Origin of the sequence: Corynebacterium sp. HFH0082 (assembly GCF_000411235.1) — a bacterium.
Taxonomy (GTDB): domain Bacteria; phylum Actinomycetota; class Actinomycetes; order Mycobacteriales; family Mycobacteriaceae; genus Corynebacterium; species Corynebacterium jeikeium_D.
This window is the reverse complement of the sequence record NZ_KE150404.1, coordinates 488708-508033: the sequence shown is the minus strand read 5'-3', so window position 1 is coordinate 508033 and position 19326 is coordinate 488708. Positions and strand designations below refer to the sequence as shown.

The 19326-nt window shown below is 58.4% G+C and carries 15 protein-coding genes and 2 tRNA genes; 8 read left to right on the top strand and 9 right to left on the bottom strand.

Annotation, left to right across the window (positions count from 1 at the left end):
* The first annotated feature begins 1 nt into the window (after position 1).
* Positions 2-1462, top strand: a complete 1461-nt coding sequence (locus HMPREF1206_RS02105) for a serine/threonine-protein kinase (protein ID WP_016421754.1) — start codon at positions 2-4, stop codon at positions 1460-1462.
* Between the two features lie 53 nt (positions 1463-1515).
* Complete coding sequence (gene pknB / locus HMPREF1206_RS02100; protein ID WP_016421753.1) at positions 1516-3579, top strand: Stk1 family PASTA domain-containing Ser/Thr kinase; 2064 nt, start codon at positions 1516-1518, stop codon at positions 3577-3579.
* Positions 3580-3582: 3 nt separating this feature from the next.
* On the opposite strand, the gene HMPREF1206_RS02095 is transcribed toward pknB, so the two are convergent.
* A complete protein-coding gene (locus HMPREF1206_RS02095) occupies positions 3583-4254 on the bottom strand; it encodes an aminodeoxychorismate/anthranilate synthase component II (RefSeq protein WP_016421752.1) in 672 nt (223 codons plus the stop codon).
* A 135-nt stretch (positions 4255-4389) separates the two neighbouring features.
* Here HMPREF1206_RS02095 and crgA point away from each other — a divergent pair, with 135 nt between their 5' ends.
* On the top strand, positions 4390-4659 hold the full coding sequence (crgA, locus tag HMPREF1206_RS02090) for a cell division protein CrgA (protein ID WP_005511903.1): 270 nt from the start codon (positions 4390-4392) through the stop codon (positions 4657-4659).
* A 698-nt stretch (positions 4660-5357) separates the two neighbouring features.
* Here the strand turns inward: crgA and HMPREF1206_RS02085 are convergent.
* Positions 5358-5894, bottom strand: a complete 537-nt coding sequence (locus HMPREF1206_RS02085) for a peptidylprolyl isomerase (protein ID WP_369707163.1) — start codon at positions 5892-5894, stop codon at positions 5358-5360.
* 304 nt (positions 5895-6198) lie between these two features.
* Here HMPREF1206_RS02085 and HMPREF1206_RS02080 point away from each other — a divergent pair, with 304 nt between their 5' ends.
* The 3 genes from HMPREF1206_RS02080 to HMPREF1206_RS02070 all read left to right on the top strand — a co-directional run bounded on the left by HMPREF1206_RS02080 (position 6199) and on the right by HMPREF1206_RS02070 (position 10021).
* Complete coding sequence (locus HMPREF1206_RS02080) at positions 6199-7092, top strand: hypothetical protein (protein ID WP_016421751.1); 894 nt, start codon at positions 6199-6201, stop codon at positions 7090-7092.
* Between the two features lie 386 nt (positions 7093-7478).
* On the top strand, positions 7479-8669 hold the full coding sequence (locus tag HMPREF1206_RS02075; RefSeq protein WP_172620246.1) for an IS1249 family transposase: 1191 nt from the start codon (positions 7479-7481) through the stop codon (positions 8667-8669).
* 167 nt (positions 8670-8836) lie between these two features.
* Positions 8837-10021, top strand: coding sequence for an IS256-like element IS3503 family transposase (locus HMPREF1206_RS02070; RefSeq protein ID WP_011018353.1), 1185 nt, complete (start codon positions 8837-8839; stop codon positions 10019-10021).
* A 151-nt stretch (positions 10022-10172) separates the two neighbouring features.
* Here HMPREF1206_RS02070 and HMPREF1206_RS02065 read toward each other — a convergent pair.
* From HMPREF1206_RS02065 to gyrA, 4 genes are all read right to left on the bottom strand, one after another.
* Positions 10173-10245 (bottom strand) — tRNA-Ala (locus tag HMPREF1206_RS02065).
* Between the two features lie 31 nt (positions 10246-10276).
* A tRNA-Ile gene (locus HMPREF1206_RS02060) sits at positions 10277-10350 on the bottom strand.
* A gap of 203 nt (positions 10351-10553) precedes the next feature.
* Positions 10554-10886, bottom strand: coding sequence for a DUF3566 domain-containing protein (locus HMPREF1206_RS02055; protein ID WP_016421749.1), 333 nt, complete (start codon positions 10884-10886; stop codon positions 10554-10556).
* 4 nt (positions 10887-10890) lie between these two features.
* Complete coding sequence (gyrA, locus tag HMPREF1206_RS02050; protein ID WP_231367213.1) at positions 10891-13407, bottom strand: DNA gyrase subunit A; 2517 nt, start codon at positions 13405-13407, stop codon at positions 10891-10893.
* A gap of 256 nt (positions 13408-13663) precedes the next feature.
* Here gyrA and HMPREF1206_RS02045 point away from each other — a divergent pair, with 256 nt between their 5' ends.
* Both HMPREF1206_RS02045 and HMPREF1206_RS02040 read left to right on the top strand, forming a co-directional pair.
* Complete coding sequence (locus HMPREF1206_RS02045) at positions 13664-13891, top strand: hypothetical protein (protein WP_016421747.1); 228 nt, start codon at positions 13664-13666, stop codon at positions 13889-13891.
* Positions 13888-14226 (top strand): hypothetical protein, encoded by a 339-nt coding sequence (locus tag HMPREF1206_RS02040; protein ID WP_016421746.1) that lies wholly within the window; start codon positions 13888-13890, stop codon positions 14224-14226. Before HMPREF1206_RS02045 ends, HMPREF1206_RS02040 begins: the two co-directional genes overlap by 4 nt.
* Before the next feature lie 13 nt (positions 14227-14239).
* Here HMPREF1206_RS02040 and HMPREF1206_RS02035 read toward each other — a convergent pair whose 3' ends face one another.
* The 3 genes from HMPREF1206_RS02035 to gyrB all read right to left on the bottom strand — a co-directional run bounded on the left by HMPREF1206_RS02035 (position 14240) and on the right by gyrB (position 19250).
* The gene (locus tag HMPREF1206_RS02035) at positions 14240-16192 is read right to left on the bottom strand and encodes an alkaline phosphatase family protein (protein WP_016421745.1); all 1953 of its coding nucleotides are present in this window, start codon (positions 16190-16192) and stop codon (positions 14240-14242) included.
* Between the two features lie 47 nt (positions 16193-16239).
* Positions 16240-17115, bottom strand: a complete 876-nt coding sequence (locus HMPREF1206_RS02030; protein ID WP_016421744.1) for an alpha/beta fold hydrolase — start codon at positions 17113-17115, stop codon at positions 16240-16242.
* Between the two features lie 95 nt (positions 17116-17210).
* On the bottom strand, positions 17211-19250 hold the full coding sequence (gyrB, locus tag HMPREF1206_RS02025; protein WP_016421743.1) for a DNA topoisomerase (ATP-hydrolyzing) subunit B: 2040 nt from the start codon (positions 19248-19250) through the stop codon (positions 17211-17213).
* Positions 19251-19326 lie beyond the last annotated feature (76 nt).

Sequence of the window (19326 nt, the reverse complement as noted above, 5' to 3'; positions counted from 1 at the left end):
CATGGATGCCCACCAAGTTCAAGACATCGTTGGCGACCGATATCACGTTCGCCGTCTGCTCGGCCGTGGCGGCATGTCCACAGTCTGGCTTGCCGACGACGCCACCAGCGGCGAACTGGTTGCAATCAAACTTCTGAACCAGGAGTACTCGGACAACTACGAGTTCCGGCAGCGTTTCCAGAACGAAGCCGCCGCTGCGCGCAGCGTCAACAGCCCAAACGTGGTGAAGATTGTCACCTACGAGGAAGGCGACATCGGCAGCCACGGCGCGTGTTACATCGTCATGGAGTACATCCGTGGCGAATCTCTGTCGCAGGTGCTGCAGCGACGTCGCACCCTGCCAGAGCACCTGATGCTCGACGTGCTGGAGCAGACTGCACACGGCCTGTCGGCAATTCACGCTGCGAACCTTGTCCACCGCGACATTAAGCCGGGCAACCTCCTGGTGACGCCGGAGGGCACCGTGAAGATTACCGACTTTGGCATTGCCAAAGCCGCTGAAGCGGTGCCTCTGACGCGTACCGGCATGGTCGTCGGTACCGCGCAGTATGTCTCACCGGAGCAGGCGCAGGGCAAACAGGTGAGTCCGGCGACTGACATCTACTCGCTTGGCTGTGTCGCCTACGAAATGGTGGCCGGCGCCCGGCCCTTCCAGGGCGACTCCACCGTCGCGGTTGCCGTGGCACACATCAACGAGGCTCCGCCTGCGTTGGCGCCGACGGTCAATCCGCATATCCGCGAACTTATCGGCATTATGCTGCGCAAGGATCCGCAGCGTCGCTATGCCGATGGCCGTGAGCTGGCACAGGCTGTTTTGCGAGTGCGCGCGGGGCACCGCCCACCGCAGCCGCGTGGTGTGACCCCAACGGTGCACCGTCAATCCAACGCTGCCAACCCGGCGACCACCGAACTCGGTGCCATGACGCGACCGCCCATGCCGGTGTCGCAGCCACAGCAGCAACCGCAGCGGCCACCGCAGCGACCCGCCCGACAGCGTAAGCCGGCAAAGAAGCGCAGCGGCTGCGGTTGTGGCTGCGGCAGCATTGCGCTGTTGGTGCTGCTAGTGTTGCTGGCCGGTGCTATCGCAGTCGTCTATTCGCTGTCGACTACCGGTTCACTGCCAACCATTCCGAACTTGGAGCAGTACATTCCGAACCAGTCACAGCAGCAAACCACAGAGGAAAACACCGACCCCAACGACGGTTCTGGTTACGGTTGGTCGGGAGACAATTCCGGTAACTGGGGAAATAACGACGGCGGCAACAATGACGGTGCCTCTGACAGCTCCACTGAGCCGGACACCAGCGAGACCGCTCCGGAAACGTCCGAACCGACTCAGGATTCGGGCAACGACAGTGGCGACAACAGTGGCGACGACTCCAGCGGCGGTGGTCTGCCCGGTATTCAATTGCCCCTAGGAAATGACTCCGGTAATACCTTGGGGACTCCAGATGCACAGTAATATTCAGGTACAAGATGTTTTGGTGGAAATCCTTCCGAAGGGACTGACGAACAATGTCTGGCAATGACGATCTCCTCTCCGGCCGTTATCGGCTCGGCGAGCTCATTGGCGTTGGCGGCATGTCCGATGTCTACCGCGCTGAAGATACTGTTCTCGGTCGCTCTGTCGCGGTCAAGATGATGAGGGCCGACCTTGCCAGGGATGAGAACTTCCTCGCAAGGTTCCGTCGTGAAGCGAAAAACTCAGCGCTGCTGAATCACCCGTCGATCGTGTCGGTGTACGACACCGGCGAGACGGATAGCCCGATGGGGCGCGTGCCTTTCATTGTCATGGAGCTGATTCAGGGCGAGACCCTGCGTGATCTTGTTCGTCGTGAGGGGCGGCTCGACCCGAAGAAGGCCGCATCGATCATGGCATCGGTGTGTGATGCGCTGACGGCATCCCACCATGCGGGCATTATTCACCGTGACATCAAGCCAGCGAACATCATGCTGACCAACACCGGCAAGGTGAAGGTGATGGACTTCGGCATCGCTCGCGCGCTCGGTGATTCCACCACGATGACGCAAACTGCGGCGGTGCTGGGTACCGCGCAATACCTCTCGCCGGAGCAGGCGCGCGGTAAGACCGCCGATGCCCGTTCCGATATTTACGCTGTCGGCTGCGTACTTTTCGAGGCCGTCACGGGCGCCCCGCCATTCACCGGTGAAACCCCTCTTTCTGTCGCTTACCAGCACGTTCAGGACCAGCCGCCGCGACCTTCGGGGAAGCTCAACACCGACCCAAACACGGCTCAGGCCCTCGACGCGGTGCTGCTGACCGCGATGGCCAAGGACCCGATGGAGCGCTACGACTCCGCAGAGGACTTCGCCCAGGATTTGCGTCGTCTTGCACGCGGCGAGGATCCGTTGGCGCTGGCGCACCACGGCGCGCATGACGACGACGCGACGACCACCGAATTCCTTCCGGCAACTCCATCGGATGCTGAGACCCGGGTGACCCCTGCGCAGCAGGAAACTCCGGCCGCTGTCCCTGCTCCGGCTCCGGCTCCGGAACCGAAAGAAGCAGCTGCCCAGCCGGAAGCCCCTGCTCAGATCGCTAACACTGACGAGCCTGAGAAAAAGAAGGGTGGCGCAGGAAAGACTGTCGCACTGGCGGCTGCTGCGCTGGTCGCTCTCGGCGGTGTCGGCTACGGTGCCTACCAGCTTTTCAACTCGTCCACCGAGGTCGAGACCGTTGCCATTCCGCAGGTCGAGGGTCTAAATGTCAATGAGGCAACGCAGGTTCTCGAGCAGGCTGGTTTCGTGGTCAACCGCGTCGACGAGCCGAACCCAGATGTGCCCCGAGACACGGTGATTGCCACCGAACCGGGCGTCGGATCGGGGTTGCCGCAGGGATCTCGTATCAAGCTGCGCGTATCTTCGGGCCCAGAGTTGACCAATGTGCCGGATGTACGCGACAAACAGGCCGAGGAAGCTCGCCGCCTACTCGAGGAGGCGGGGCTTGTCGTCAATCCGAAGCTGCAAGAGGAACCGAGTGAGGACGTTCCGCGCGGCAATGTCATCGAGCAGTCTCCAGCTGCCGGTTCTCAGGTGTCGAAGGGAACCCGTGTAACTTTGACTGTCTCCTCCGGTATCGAGACCAAGACTGTTCCGGATGTCACTGGTCAGAGGTTGGATTCCGCCCGCACGACCCTCGAGTCCGCTGGTTTCGTTGTCGAGGTGGTGGAGGTTGACTCCACTGAGGAACAGGGAACCGTTGTTGAGGTTCCCCAGAAGGGCACGGAGCTCACCGTCGGAACGACTGTCGAGCTGCACGTTTCGCGCGGCAACCAAATTAAGATGCCACGAGTTGAGAGCCAGACTCTCCGCGATGCGGAGAAGGCACTCACCGATGCCGGCTTCGAGGGAACTATCCGCACCGAGGAAGTCACCACGCTGGATCTGTCCAAGGTCGACCACGTGGAGAAAGCCAACCCGTCGGCCGGATCCAAGCTCAACAAGGACGGCGAGGTCACCCTACGCGTCTACCGGCTGGGGGTCGCCCCGGAGAGCTCTTCAGAGGAACGGCCTGCTCCGGAACCTCCCATAAGGCTGCCGGATCTGCTGCCTAACTAGCGGCTAGTGTGCCAGCACGTCTGAGAAGGCGCGCTGGTACACCGCCTGCTGCTCTTCCAACTCCGCCAGGAGTTCCTCGGTGTACTCGCCGCCGGCCACTCGCAGCCAATTGACCAGCATGCGGTGCCCGTACTGGGTGAGTACCGACTCCGGGTGGTACTGCACGCCGTGAATCGGCAGGTCGCGGTGGCGCATCGCCATCAGCATGCCCGAATCGGTGAATGCCGTGGCAATGAGTTCCTCCGGCAACGTCTTCGGATCCACCGTCAACGAGTGGTAGCGCGTGGCAATAAAAGGACTGGGCACATCGGCCAGAACACCCGTGCCGTCATGAGTGACCGGGGAGGTCTTGCCGTGCAACAGCTCGTCGGCACGCACGACCTGCGCACCAAAGACCTCACCAATCGCCTGGTGACCCAAGCACACACCCAACACCGGTGTCGGCTCGTCCTGCCTGCTCACCGCGCGAATAATGTCCTCTGTCCACCCCGCATTAGACGGCTCACCGGGACCGGGCGACAGTAGGATTGCATCAAATTGCTTTACGACGTCGTCAACATCGCGGAGACGCGCATCATCATTGCGCCAGACAGTAACCGTTTCGCCGAGCTGGCCTATGTACTGGACCAGATTGAATACGAAGCTGTCATAGTTATCGACGACGAGAATCTGCATAACTGGGAATTCTACTGCCTGCGAAGTTCACTGGTAAGTTCGGATGCAAAGTTTACAATTATGCATATACCGCGGGAGTGTAGATACCGCGCTGATCGCAACCTGCTGACCACAACCTAAGGAGTTTAAAGCGCTATGCCTAAGGCAAAGATCGAAAGCACTAATTCACCACAATCCGGTGGCTCCTCCGTCAGCCGTACCCCGGTCAAAATCAACAGCACTCAGACGCCGGTGTGGTACAAGGTGCTGATGTTCGGGTTCATGCTGATTGGTTTGGGCTGGCTGCTGGTCAACTACATCGCGGGTCCGCATATTCCGTTCATGGTGACTTTGAACGCATGGAACTACGTCATCGGCTTTGGTCTTTTCATTGTTGGTCTGCTGATGACTATGGGTTGGCGTTAGTCAGCTCTAATACATCGCACCCCCTCAGGCGCATCCACTTTTGGATGCGCCTTTTTTTCATACCTAAAAACCCAGGTCAATTCACCCCCGTCAATACACCCGTTTCCCACACGTTTTTCGACGAATGAGGATTTCCCTCCTACTGATCGCGCAAAAAAGTTATCCACAGAAACCTGTGTAACAATCATGTAATTTGTGGATAACTGTGGAGAGATTTCGTCCCAAATTTCTCACGGGTTACGTGACAGAAACCGTAAAGCATGACAACTTTGGTTCTATCCCCTGTGTCCACAGTATCCACAGCCTGTGGATAACTCTGTGAACAAGTAACATAGTTGCAAGTCAAGTTGTGCGTAACTCCAATATTCTGCGGAGTTCGACCACTTTCGAACGCTGGTTCGTAAATTACAAGAATGGAATTATCCACACATGTGCACAAGTCTGTGGACAACTGTGAATTGTTGTAATTTGTGAAAATTGGAACCCGTAACGTGCTTCTTGGCCCGTGTTCACCTAGGTGAACAGTGGAGTATTTTTTCCACAGGGCTGTGGACATGTGGAGAATCAACACGATGTGCTACTACCCCCACTACCCCTAAACACAACATTGAAGTTACGGGCCGTCGTAAAGCGAAAATGGGCATGAAAAAACCCGCCCGGAACAACCGGACGGGTTAGAAAGCGTAGAAGCTAGTGGATTACTTCTCGATGTCGATGGAGGTAATCACGACCGGCTCCAGCGGGCGATCCCAGTGATCCGTAGCCACACGAGCGATCTCGTCGACAACCTTCTTCGAGGCGTCATCAGCGACCTCACCGAAGATGGTGTGAGCGCCATTGAGGTGCGGGGTCGGAACAACGGTGATGAAGAACTGGGAACCGTTGGTACCACGGCCGCCGCGCTTGCCGGCGTTTGCCATAGCGAGCAGGTACGGACGATCGAACTGGAGCTCCGGGTGAATCTCATCGTCGAACATGTAGCCCGGGCCGCCGGTGCCGGTGCCCAGCGGGTCACCACCCTGAATCATGAATCCAGCGATGATGCGGTGGAAGATGGCCTCATCGTAGAACGGGCCGGACTCGGTGCCAGAGGCGTTCTGCCCCTTGTACTCCTTGGTGCCTTCTGCCAGGCCGATGAAGTTGTCGACGGTATTCGGCGCGTGGTTGCCGAACAGGTCAATCACGATATCGCCATGGTTGGTGTGCACAGTTGCAGTAGCAGTCTTAATAGTCACGTTCCTTAGGATACCGACCTTGGTGGCCAATTGCTCCTACTGGTGAGTTTCTCCGTGGCAGAAACCAGCGAAAATGTTTCTCAAGATAAGGAAAAGAGTTCTTCGTCGACCCCCATGGAGGCCAAATAGTGCCTAAGCTGGAATGTGAGCCTGCTGCAAATATTTCGGCGCTAGGCCTAACTGGGCCCTAGCTCTTGGACTTAGAAGCATCTTGGTCTCAGAGGCACTGGCGCCGCAGCAGTATTAATCATTGATTGAGAATTAAAGGCGATGCCTGTTGGCGACGCACTAATAAAGGAGAGTCATGAACCCCAACGCAATCTCGCTGGCTGTCAAGGGACTGAAGTCCGCTTACGACAGCTACTCGGATTACCGGGACAAGAAGGCTGCAGAGCTCTACGACACGATGCAGGAGGCTAAGAAGGTGGCAGCTGCACAGAACGAGGCAGCAAAGGACGCAGCAACCAATTGGGCGGAAGACGTTAAGGAAAAGGTTTCCGACGCCCGCGATCAGCTCGCTGAGCAGGCCGAAGAACTGACCGGCAAGGTTGAGAAGAAGTCCAAGGAGACCAAGAAGCAGGCTAAGAAGGCTGCGAAGCAGGCCGAGAAGGACGCTAAGCGCAAGGGCAAGAAGACCCGTTGCAAGGCTCGCTGCGAGGCTAAGAAGGCTGAAAAGAAGGCCAAGAAGGCTCGCAAGGACCTCGAGGTGCGTACCCAGAAGGCTATCGACAAGGTAACCGGTAAGGAAGAGCAGCGCGCCAAGAACGGTCGCATCGCAACCGCTTCCCTGGTCTTCGCTGTTGTTGCAGCAATCGTCGGTGTCATCGTTTGGAAGCTGCGCAAGGACGACAAGCTCCCGGTTGACCCAGCTCCGTACCAGCAGAAGGCCCAGGAAGTTAAGCACAAGGTCGAAGAGAAGGCCGCAGAGGTCAAGGAGACCGTTGAAGAGAAGGCTTCTGAGGCTAAGGACAAGGCTGAAGAGGTAAAGGGCAAGGCAGCCGACAAGGCCGACGAGGCCAAGGACAAGGCTGCTGAGGCCAAGGAGACCACTGAGGAGAAGGCCGCAGAGGCTTCCAAGCAGGCTCAAATCAAGGTCGACGAGGTCAAGACCGAGAAGAAGAACGCTGACGACGCTAAGAAGATCTCTTCCAAGCCGTCCAAGCCGGCTCCGAAGCCGGGTCAGGCTCGCAAGAAGTAAATAGGCGGCTAGATAGCCAAAAGCCTTTTCACGCCCGATTGTTCTGTGCAGTTGATGCGCAGGCGGTCGGGCGTTTTTGGTTAAGCAGCAAACCTGACAACTTCAGAAAGACGGGCTGCAAATGTGAAACTGTGCAAGTTTATGACAGTTTCAAGCCATTTTTCACGCCATTTTTGTCATAAACGCAGTCAGTAACTCGGCGTTCTTGCCCCCTCCCCTTCTACGGGTTAAGTGACAAAAAGTGTGTCTGATTTTCAGCCTATTTGCTGGTCAGGCCGCATAAAACGGGCTTATATAAGGTTCCAGACCTTATTCAGGCCCGTTTCTTGCTCAATCCACCGGAATGGCTCCTGCATGTGGTAACAGGGGCCTGGTTGTCTTTCTGGGTGACTCTAAACAGACCCCGATGCCCTATATGCGCTGGGCAAATGAAGAAAAACGGCACCACAACCAAAGGGACAACCAGGTGGCGATGCAAAAACCCTGACTGCGGATGCTCAACAACACGACACCGCCCCGATCAGACCCACACCCGGGATTTCAAAGCGTTTCACACCTACGTCACCGGCACTGCTTCTTTAACCAAGGTGGCCGACACCTTGAATGTCTCCCGGCGCACACTCGACCGCCGGTTCACCTCATTGTGGCTTATCGATGTCCCTAACACCCCCGATCCCAACCGGGTCTACGACCAAATCTTCATCGACGGCACCTACACCGACGCTGGCTGCTTACTTGTGGCAGCCAGCCACGACCACGTCATCGCATGGCACTGGACACAACGCGAAACCGCCCACGCCTACACCCAACTACTCAAAAACATCGCCCCACCACTATGCGTTGTCCTCGACGGTGGCCAAGGCGCCTACTCAGCAATCAAAACCTGCTGGCCAACCACCCGCATCCAACGCTGCCTTGTCCATGCCCAACGCGTGGTCCGTCGCTACACCACCAGCCGTCCACGCACCGACGCAGGCAAAGCTATCTACGCCCTGGCGTTGAAACTGACCCGTATCGCCACACTCGACCAGGCACGGGAGTGGACGCTGCGCCTGCATGACTTCGGACAGGTATTCAAAGCATTCCTCAACGAAAAAACACCCCTCCCCAAAGAACGCCGCACCCTCAACAACCAGTGGGAATGGACCCACCTGCGAGTTCGCAAGGCATACAACTCACTGCTGCACCTATCGCGCAATAACTGGCTGTTTACCTACCTGCAGCCACCACCAGAAGCACTCGAACCACAGCGCTGGGCATCAACAACCAACAGTCTGGAAGGCGGCGTCAACGCCCAGCTCAAACGCATCGCCGACGCGCATCGCGGCAGGTCCGGGGAGCGCCAACGCAATATGCTCGAGTGGTACCTGCACTCGAAAACGCAGCTGCCTGACGACCCGCTAAAGATCGCCAGGCAGTGCAATTACGGACAAGATCAACTCGCCAAAGTCAACGATCTTGTCCCAGAAGACCACAACAAAGCCGACCACGAAACAGGACGACCAGCCTTCTACGACAACGCTATCCCAACCGAATACCAACACAACATAGGAATCCGGAAAGGGCCCATGAGATAAAAAGGGCCCACCCGGGGGTTAAGTAAAGAAAAGTGTGTCCGCATCCCACCATAACCCCAGACCACACACCACAAATCACCAAAGAATAGCTCCCCGAAAGCTATTACCCACACCATCCCGCACCTCCGGCCACATTTGTGCTAACCGCACACCGGTTGGATTAAAGGATGACCACCAACCGCCCCAGCTGCCCACTATGCGGCAACAACACAAAGAAAAACGGCACCACCAGCAAATCAACCACCCGTTGGCGCTGCACCCACTGCGGACACTCCTTTACCCGCAACACCCAAACCCACAACAAAAACACCGCCACCATGGCTTTGTTCATCCAATGGGCCACCGGCACCCAATCTCTAACCACCTTCGCCGCACACCATGGCGTAACCAGGCAAACCATGCACCACCGATTCCGATGGTGCTGGTGGATCATCCCCACACCCACCATCGACTCATTCCGCATCCATGACCAAATCTTCCTCGACGCGACCTATCTAAAGTCCGGATGCCTCCTGATCGCAGCCAGTAAAACCCACGTCATCAACTGGACCTGGGCCAGACACGAAACCACCGCCGCCTACACCGAACTCCTACGCCCCATTGCCGCACCACTAATCGCAGTCACAGACGGCGGACAAGGTGCCCAATCAGCCATCCACCACTGCTGGCCAACAACACGCATCCAACGCTGCCTCGTCCACGCCCAACGAACAGTCCGCCGCCACACCACCAGCAACCCCCGCACCGATGCCGGCAAAACCCTCTACCGCCTAGCCCTGAAACTCACTCGCATCACCGACCTTGACCAAGCATCCACATGGGTCGCCCACCTGCACGAATTCGACCACACCTACCGGGAATGGATGAACGAGAAAACCACCATCAAAGACCCTGCTACCGGCGCCTACACCAAGGTCTACACCCACCAACGCGTCCGAGCGGCCTATCAATCATTGCTATCTCTGCACCGCAGAGACCTGCTGTTTACCTACCTGCAACCCCCACCAACAACCATCGACCCCGACAACCTTGCAGCAACAACAAACAGCCTCGAAGGTGGCATCAACGCCCCCATAAAAGAACTAGCCCGCAGACACCGCGGACTATCACTACCGCATCAACGCACAGTGATGGATTGGTGGCTGTATCTACATACAGAAGTCCCTGACGATCCGGTCAAGATCGCCAGGGACCAACGATGGGGTCAAGACGCACTTTCCACAGCAACAGACCTGATCACCCACAACACCACAGCCACTACCAATGACATCGGTGCACCAGCAGAATACGACACCGCCATCGACACCAGCTACCAACACAACCTCGGCATCCAAAAAGGCTGGATCAAATAACCGCAACACGCCCGGAAAAGACACACTTTTCTTTACTTAACCCCCACCCGGCGACACACCGAGCGGACACACTTTTTGTCACTTAACCCCCTTCTACATCCCCAAAACGCAAAAATCCCCCGGCCTTACGACCGGGGGATTTTGTTCCTTGTGGAGCTTAGGGGAATCGAACCCCTGACCTCCTGCTTGCAAAGCAGGTGCTCTACCAATTGAGCTAAAGCCCCGTACACCGAGCAATTATACCTTGTTCGGCAGTGGGCCTAGGAGGACTTGAACCTCCGACCCCTTCGTTATCAGCGAAGTGCTCTAACCGCCTGAGCTATAGGCCCCGTGGAACGAGATATAACTTAACCCGTAACCATGACACTTCACAAATCGCCTGGTCAGCGGCCTAAATATTGAGTTAAAAAGCAGTCATTAAGTAGTCATTACGGCTACTCCATAACCAGATCACTGAAAACACCTCTGAACCAACGCGGCCCCGGGGCCACCGAACGGGGGTGACACCGGGGCCAGCGGGAGGCTAGGCAGCCTAGTCGTCGTCGGCAAGCGAAATCTTGAGACCTCCGACGAGACCGCCGCAAGCGTTGTAGATGACCGCGCCGAGGGCCATGAGCCCAATCGACAGCACCCACCACAGCGCTCCTACAGCGGCCGCCAGGCCAAGGACGAGACCCGCGCTGATGGAATCCTCCCCGCCGACCATTTCACTAATCGGAGCGAGCAATCCCATCCCGGAGAGCAAGAGGTAGAGCAGGCCAACCGCGGCAAGCCAGACGAGGAAGCAAATGAAACCAGTGGCCGCCGTAATGCGCATGGCGGACCAGGGGCTCACCTTGTCGACTACCAAGTTAGTTTCGGCCATGCGCTTACTCCTTCTCCGCCTCCGAGTCACCGGACTCGGCAGCACCGGTGCTCTTGGTGGCGCCGGTGCGCTTCGGGACTACGTCCAAGGTTCCGGCCTCAGAGACCTTAGAAGCGGTCTCTTCGCCCTCATCCTCGACGTTGCGGTCGATAGCCAGCAGTTCCACGCCGTCAGCGAGGTTGACCAGGCGCACGCCCTTAGTGGCACGCGAGGTGGCGCGAATCTCGTTGACGTTGGTGCGGATGATGTCGCCGGCGGAGGTGACAGCGAAGATTTCGTCGTCGTTGTCCACCACCAGGGCGCCCATCAGCGGACCACGCTTCGGGTCGTACTTGAGCGTCAGCACGCCCATACCGCCGCGGTTCTGCGGGGTGTACTCGCTGAGCTTGGTCTTCTTGCCGAAGCCGCCGGTCGTTGCGACCAGCAGGTTGTGCTCTTCCTCGACCACGACCATGCTGAGCAGCTTGTCGTCGCCCTTGAAGCGCATGCCCTGGACACCGGCAGTGGCGCGGCCCATCGGGCGCAGCGCGTCGTCGGAGGCGGTGAAGCGGATAGCCTGGCCGCGCTCGGAGACGAGCAGCAGGTCATCGTCAGCAGAGCACAGACGGGCACCGATGAGGGAGTCGCCTTCGCGCAGGTTGATGGCAATCAGGCCAGCGGAACGAGCGGACTCGTAGTCCTCCAAACGGGACTTCTTTACCTTGCCCTCGCTGGTGGCCAGCACCAGGTACGGGCTGTCCTGGTAGCTCTGAATCTGCAGCACCTCGGCGATGCGCTCCTCCGGCTGGAACTCCAGCAGATTGGCGACATGCTGGCCGCGGGCGGCGCGAGTGGCCTCCGGCAGTTCGTAGGCCTTGAGTCGGTAGACGCGACCCTTGTTGGTGAAGAACAGAATCCAGTCGTGCGTGGAGCAGACGAAGAAGTGGCGGACAATGTCGTCCTGCTTCAGGTCCGCACCGCGCACGCCCTTGCCACCACGGCGCTGGGCCTTGTAGGCATCGACCTTGGTGCGCTTGGCGTAGCCCGTGGAAGTAATGGTCACAACCACGTTTTCGCGGGCGATGAGGTCCTCTTCGGTGACGTCGCCCTCAGCGGCCACAATCTGGGTACGACGGTCATCGCCGTACTTCTCCACGACCTCGCCCAGCTCTTCCTTAACGATGGCGCGCTGACGCTCCGGCTTGGCCAGGATGTCCTTCAGGTCGGCGATCTCGAGCTCGATCTCAGCCAACTCGTCAATGATCTTCTGGCGCTCCAGAGCAGCCAGACGACGCAGCTGCATCGCCAAAATGGCGTCAGCCTGAATCTCGTCGATTTCGAGCAGACCCATCAGGCCCGTGCGCGCGGTATCAACCGTGGCAGACCGGCGAATCAGAGCGATGACCTCGTCCAACATATCCAGGGCCTTGACCAGGCCGCGCAGGATATGGGCGCGCTTTTCCTTCTCGTCCAGGCGGAACTGGGTCCGTCGAACAATGACCTCAATCTGGTGGGCGACATACAGCGTCACCATCTGGTCAATGCGCAGCGTACGCGGCACACCGTCGACGATGGCGAGCATGTTCGCACCGAAGCTGGTCTGCAGCTGGGAGTGCTTGTACAGGTTGTTCAGCACCACACGCGGTACGGCGTCGCGCTTGAGCTTGACGACGATACGCATGCCCCACTTCAGGTCAGATTCGTCATCAATCGAGGCAATGCCCTGCAGACGCCCGTCCTTGACCTGATCCGCGATGTTGGCAATCATGCGGTCCGGGTTGACCTGGTACGGCAGCTCAGTGATGACAATCGACTGACGAGTGCCCTCCTGCTCAATCGAGGTCACACCGCGCATGCGAATCGAACCACGGCCGGTGGTGTAGGCCTCCTTGATGCCCTTATCGCCGACAATTTGGGCGGCAGTTGGGAAATCCGGGCCCTTGATGCGCTCCATGACCGCATCCAGCGTGGTCTTTTCATCCGCTTCCGGGTTGTCCAGGCACCAGTTGATGGCATCCGCGACCTCACGCAGGTTGTGCGGTGGGATATTGGTGGCCATACCGACGGCAATACCGCCGGAGCCGTTCATCAACAGCTGCGGGACACGCGACGGCAGAATAACCGGCTCTGTCGTACGACCGTCGTAGTTCGGCTGGAAATCGACGGTGTTTTCGCGAATGTCGCGCACCATTTCCATGGCCAACGGCGTCAGACGGGCCTCGGTGTAACGCATAGCTGCGGGGCCGTCGTCACCGCGGGAGCCGAAGTTACCCTGACCGTCGACAAGCGGATAGCGCATGGACCACGGCTGCGCCATGCGCACCATGGTGTCGTAAATAGCGATGTCGCCGTGCGGGTGGTAGTTACCCATCGTGTCCGAAACCGGCTTTGCGGACTTCACATAGCCGCGCTCCGGGCGGTAGCCGTTGTCGAACATGGCGTAGAGAATGCGGCGGTGCACCGGCTTGAGACCATCACGGATCTCCGGCAGCGCACGGCCAACAATCACGCTCATGGCGTAGTCGATATAGCTCGACTGCATCTCTTCATTGATGTCGATCGGGCGAACCTGGTGGCCCAATACTCCACTTCCGAAAGATGAGCCGTCGTTGTTGTTATCGTCGCTCAATGACTGCTTCCTTTACTTAAAAGAGGTTCGCATCCATTCTACAGGGCTTTAGAGCCCGCTTTACGACGCCGTGTGCAACTTTTCGATACCATTGTGGTATCAAATCTGGGTTTTAGGCCTAGTAGAGACGAATAAGACGGCACAAGCTAGGCAGCAAGGAGCAAATGCGATGGCGATGACCTTGAGACTCACGAAAGAACAGGACACCGCTCTGGCGCTGCTGGCGCACATGGAGGGCGTGTCTAAACACGAGGCCACCATTCGCGCCATCGAATCCGCCGCAGCGAGAGCCCTTCAGCAAGGTCAGGCTCGGGAAATTACGGCAAGCGTAATTGATACTGACATGGCGCTGCTGCGAAAGTTGAGCTCCCCAAGGCCCCGGGGAGCACAGGAATGAGCACGCCCCAGATTCAGCCTCTCAGCGAGGCCGCTATCCTGGCGGCCACCGATGAACTGGTGGCCACAGTGCCGGAATTGGTCGACGCTACACTTGCGAGGCCGTGGACAATCAGCGCTATTGTCGCTGCCAGCTCAGGAGTCATTGCTGGTCACCGTAGCTTTCCCGCGATTTCTGCGGCAGCGCAGGCGGTCGCTTACGCAACGTTTCACGTGAAACCACTAAGTTTTGGCAACACCGCACTGGGCGCACTACTTGCACACATACTCCTCACCACCAACGGCGAAGAGCTGTCATTCGCAGAGACGTGGGATCTGGTCAAAGGCGGCACTTAGCCGGGGACAGGGCCTAGTCACTCTTTCGGGTAAACGGGCTGGTCGGAATGCGATTGCCGGACTCCAGCCGGCCCGTGTAATACGCCGTGGCCTCACCTTCAGCCAGCTCAACCTCGTACCAACCATCACGGACATAATCAGCCGTCCGGTCCTGCCCGCCAACTAGAACACGTCCCGCCGCGTGCTCCAAAGTGACCTCCGGCAACTCTTTCGCCGTCTTGCTGAATACACGCAGGAAGCGGTCCGGGCCGCACACGGTAAGTTCGCGCTCCAGGAGTCCAATTCGCAGCTCTAACGTACCGAGCACCGTGTGATGCTCCACCTTATTGCCACTGTAAACAGCGAAAACAGCCTCACGGGAACCGTCATTGACCAGTACAAGATTGCCGTCTTTGAGGTAGACGTGCAGCCGGTACGGTGTCGGCAGCGCGGTCGCCTGCTCGGACTCCTGCACCGGATAGTCACCGGCCGGCTCCGCCTCCCAGCGCTTCACAAACTCTGGCGCTGGTCCCGGCTGCTCTGGAAGCTGCATTCCCGCAGATGCCGAGAAGTCGAGTGTGGATACCAAATCACCACATACCCGACGACGCCAATCAGTGATATTTCCGCAGCTCACGCCGGTGACTTGCTCCAGGAAACGGATCACCGAAGTGTGATCGAAGACCTCTGAGGACACCAAACCACCCACCGACCACGGTGAAATGACAGTCATCGGGACACGGAACCCGAGCCCCTTCGGCTTGCCCAGGTACCACTCCCCCGGCTCATTCTTCGGCGGCAGCGGCGGCACCACATGGTCGAAGTAACCATCAAACTCGTCAAAGTTAATCAGGAAGACGGTCTTGGCCCACACCTCCGGGTTGGAGGCCAACGCATCCAACAGGCGGTAAGTGATATTCGCCGACTGAATCGGCGAGGACGCTCCCGGGTGCTCGCTTTCCGCGGCCGAAGGCACAATCCAGGACACCTTTGGCAGCTCCCCAGATTCAACATCCCGTCGGAAAGCATCAGCGAGCGTGCCCGGCTGGCGACGGTGCAGCGCGCGATCATAGAGATCCCGTTCCGCCTCAGGCAGCTTCTCCACGGCCGCATTCAGTCGATCAATCATGTCCTGCTGCTCAGCTGTCGGCGGCGTGCCATCACCCATCGCCCCAAGCAACTCATAAAAGCCAGTCAGATCGAGCCCTGGCAGTCCGGCCTCGCGGATGACCTTGCGGCCAATATCCCTAAACGAGGCAAAGAAATCCAGATTGTTATCCGTATAGTTATCCCACTCCTGGTAGACGCGCCACGAAATTCCAGCCTCCGTGAGCTCCTCAGCGTAGGTGCGCCACTTATATCCTGAGTGCATCGGTGCGTACGCGGCATTGCCCACTGCGCCGGTGCCCCCGGGTTCTTTCTTGGTATCACCCGAGAAGAGGTAGTTACGGTTCGGGCTTGTCGACGTAGGCATTGAAGAAAAGTAGCCATCACAGATAGTGAATGTCTCTGCGAGTGCGAATTGGAACGCGATGTCCTGACGGTCATAGCAGGCCATCGTGCCTTTGCCCTTAGCCTCAATCCAGCCGTTGCAGCGTCCACCGTTTAGTGCAATCTGCCCGTCCTCCCAACCGTGCGGAAGGCTTGCAATGTACTCCACCGAAAGATCACCGCGATTCGCAGCGTTTCGAATTAGGTACGGGCTAATCCCACTCTGGTTAAAAACACCCGGCAAAGCGGAATTGTCGTTGTACCCCCGCACACCTCGGAGAGTGCCGAAGTAGTGATCAAAAGAGCGGTTTTCCTGCATCAACACGACAACGTGCTCAACCTGGTCGAGGGAGCCAGCCGGTCGGGGCTGCGCGAGTGCATGGCGCAATGATGGCGGCAGCAGCGTGCTCGCAGCGGTGACGGCACCGACTCCTGCGGCAGTCTGCAGGAAATGTCGACGGGAAAACTCAGATATATTTTTAGGTGAAGTTGCCATAGGCATCTACGTTAAGAAGCGCAGATTACCAGCCGGCGAACTGCCGCTTAATTCTCCTCGATAAATCGCTCGAAACGGTCAACCACAGCCTGCGGCTCACGCGCCCAGCGATTGTGGCCCAGCCGCTGCTCAATGAACTCGTACTTTGCCGAATTCGGCAGCATCCGTGCCAGCGCCTGTGCGGAGGCCTCCGGGCAGTCACGGTCACCACCACAGTTCAGCAGCAGCGCCGGGGTGGTCACCTTAGGCAACTCAGCGGCATAGTCGATATCCGCACCGCGCGGTCGCAGAAAGCCCGTGCGCGAGAACCGCGCCCACTCCACCACATGGTTACGAGCCTGGCGGCCATAGCCGGCCAAATCAAGCCTGCCCGCTGGCCAATAGCCCAGGATCTGGGACATCACCTGCATAAACGGTGCGCCGTAGCGAAGCCGCTTGTACTCCTTGCCAGTAAAACACCTATAGTGCGGGGTGCCGGATCCGACCATCACCACGCCGGCCACATCCGCTTCCGGTCGGGCCAAATACAGAGAAGCAATCTGGCCGCCCATGGAATGACACAGCAAGTAGACGGGTAGCTTCTCCCCTGCCGCGAGGTGGTCAAACTCCTTGCGGGCACGCGCCACGGCCAGCGGGTAATCCACCGATGCGAGATCCTGGTAGCCCCAATTGTGACGGCGGGTGGCCACCGCAGTCTGGTTACCCTGGCCGCGCAACTCCGAGGTCAGGACGCAAAAACCTCGACGCTGTAACTCTTGGGCAATCGGCCGGTAGTAGCGAGCACCCATGCCAAAGCCCGGCCAAATAACGACAATGCCCCGAGGCGAACCTTCGGGAAACCGAAGCGCCATCGGGGTCACGGAGCCATCTGGCAATGTCTCCTGCACAATACGTGGCTCGACTGGCGGTTCCCCGTTGACCATGCTTCCCCGAGTATCTTCCATTTCATAAACATTAATGGCTGAACGGAGGTTTTGTCAGGGGAACCGACAAGCCGATAACCAGACTTGGTATCGGCTTAGACGTCGAGGAAGCGAACGTCCTTCGCATTACGGGTAATGAACGAACGTCGTGAAGCGACGTCATCGCCCATCAGAATGGTGAACAGTTCGTCCGCCTTCTGCGCGTCCTCAAGAGCGACCTTACGCAGCACGCGGTGATCCGGATCCATGGTGGTATCCCACAGCTCAGCAGCGTTCATCTCACCGAGACCCTTGTAACGCTGGACACCGTCGTCCTTGTTGATCTTGCGGTTGGCGGCCAACCCCTCTTCCAGCAGCTGGTCGCGCTCAGCATCGGAGTAGGCGTAGCCCGGCTCACCCTTGGCCCACTTGAGCTTGTACAGCGGCGGTTGGGCAAGGTAGACGTGCCCTTCATCAATCAGTGGACGCATCAGGCGGAACAGCAGCGTCAGTAGCAGCGTGGCAATGTGCTGACCATCGACATCGGCGTCGGCCATCAGCACAATCTTGTGGTAGCGCAGCTTCTCGATGTCGAACTCGTCGTGAATACCGGTGCCCAGCGCCGTAATAATGGCCTGGACCTCGTTATTCTTCAGCGTCTTATCCAGGCGCGCCTTCTCGACGTTCAAAATCTTACCGCGCAGCGGCAAAATGGCCTGGAACAGCGAGTTTCGGCCTGCCTTCGCAGAACCACCTGCGGAGTCACCCTCCACGATGAACAGCTCGGACTGCTTCGGATCCTTCGAACGGCAGTCCGCCAACTTACCCGGAAGACCGCCAAGATCGGTCGCGGACTTACGACGTACCAGGTCACGGGCCTTACGAGCCGCCTGACGGGCATGCGCCGAAGCAATGGCCTTGTTAACAATGGCCTTGGCCTCAGCCGGATTGGCCTCCAGCCAGTGACCGATGTGCTCATTAGTCATGCGCTGGACGAAGGAACGCACCTCGGTGTTACCAAGCTTCGTCTTCGTCTGGCCCTCGAACTGCGGATCGGCGACCTTCACCGAAATCACGGCAGCGAGACCTTCACGGCAGTCCTCGCCGGAGAGGTTGTTTTCCTTCTCCTTCAACAGGCGGTGCTCACGCGCATAGCGGTTCATCAGCGATGTCAACGCAGAACGGAAGCCCTCTTCGTGCGTGCCACCCTCAATGGTGTTAATGGTGTTGGCGAAGGTGTGCACCGACTCGGAGTAACCCGAGTTCCACTGCATGGCAATCTCGACCTCATGGCCGTCACCTGCAGCATCGAAGGAAATGATGGTCGGGTGGATGATGTTCTTCGACTTGTTCAGAGTCTCGACATAGTCCCGCAGACCATTCGGGTAGTGGAAGACCTTGCGGCGCTCCTTCGGCTTGGTGGTCTTCTCTGCCTTCTCCTTCTGCTCCTCAACCGCATCCTTGGCGATTTCAGCGGATTCGGTCTCCGCCTGCTCCGCCAGAGCCTCAGCCTCGAGCTCCTCCTCGGAGACACGCTTGTCCACCAACGTGATGGTCAGGCCCTTGTTCAAAAACGCCATCTCGCGCAGGCGGCGAGAAATGGTGTCGAACTTGAAATCGGTGGTCTCAAAAATCTCCGGGTCCGGCCAGAAACGCTGTGTGGTGCCCGAACCACGAGTCTTCTTACCTCGGATAATCTCTTCCGGAACGGCCTGGTCGAAGTTCTGGTACCAGGTGTAGCCATCGCGGATGACCTCGGTTTCCATACGCGTCGACAGCGCGTTAACCACCGAAATACCCACGCCGTGCAGACCACCGGAAACAGCGTAGGACTCGGAGTCAAACTTGCCGCCGGCGTGCAGTTGAGTCATAACCACCTGCACCGTCGGCATGCCCGACGGGTGCATTTCGACAGGAATACCACGGCCGTTATCGCGGACCTGAACGCCGCCGTCTTCCAGCAGAGTGACCTCAACATCGGTGGCGTAACCCGCCATCGCCTCGTCGACGGAGTTGTCTACAACCTCCCACACCAGGTGGTGCAAGCCACGCTCACCAGTCGAGCCAATGTACATACCCGGCCGCTTACGCACGGCCTCGAGGCCCTCGAGGATGGTAATCGATGAGGCGTCATATTGATGTTCGGTAGCAGCCACGGTTCGGCGCGTCTCCTATTCTTGGTTCTCTCCCCGCGCAACATTCGTCAGCGCGCGAAAAATAGGCCGGCGGTCA

Excerpts from the sequence above, each read along its gene's own strand:
- crgA (WP_005511903.1), top strand. The coding sequence starts at position 4,390 with ATGCCTAAGGCAAAGATCGAAAGCACTAATTCACCACAATCCGGTGGC.
- HMPREF1206_RS02045 (WP_016421747.1), top strand. The coding sequence starts at position 13,664 with ATGGCGATGACCTTGAGACTCACGAAAGAACAGGACACCGCTCTGGCG.
- HMPREF1206_RS02105 (WP_016421754.1), top strand. The coding sequence starts at position 2 with ATGGATGCCCACCAAGTTCAAGACATCGTTGGCGACCGATATCACGTT.
- HMPREF1206_RS02035 (WP_016421745.1), bottom strand. The coding sequence starts at position 16,192 with ATGGCAACTTCACCTAAAAATATATCTGAGTTTTCCCGTCGACATTTC.
- HMPREF1206_RS02080 (WP_016421751.1), top strand. The coding sequence starts at position 6,199 with ATGAACCCCAACGCAATCTCGCTGGCTGTCAAGGGACTGAAGTCCGCT.
- HMPREF1206_RS02055 (WP_016421749.1), bottom strand. The coding sequence starts at position 10,886 with ATGGCCGAAACTAACTTGGTAGTCGACAAGGTGAGCCCCTGGTCCGCC.
- pknB (WP_016421753.1), top strand. The coding sequence starts at position 1,516 with ATGTCTGGCAATGACGATCTCCTCTCCGGCCGTTATCGGCTCGGCGAG.
- HMPREF1206_RS02070 (WP_011018353.1), top strand. The coding sequence starts at position 8,837 with ATGACCACCAACCGCCCCAGCTGCCCACTATGCGGCAACAACACAAAG.
- gyrA (WP_231367213.1), bottom strand. The coding sequence starts at position 13,407 with ATGCAGTCGAGCTATATCGACTACGCCATGAGCGTGATTGTTGGCCGT.
- HMPREF1206_RS02030 (WP_016421744.1), bottom strand. The coding sequence starts at position 17,115 with ATGGTCAACGGGGAACCGCCAGTCGAGCCACGTATTGTGCAGGAGACA.
- HMPREF1206_RS02040 (WP_016421746.1), top strand. The coding sequence starts at position 13,888 with ATGAGCACGCCCCAGATTCAGCCTCTCAGCGAGGCCGCTATCCTGGCG.
- HMPREF1206_RS02095 (WP_016421752.1), bottom strand. The coding sequence starts at position 4,254 with ATGCAGATTCTCGTCGTCGATAACTATGACAGCTTCGTATTCAATCTG.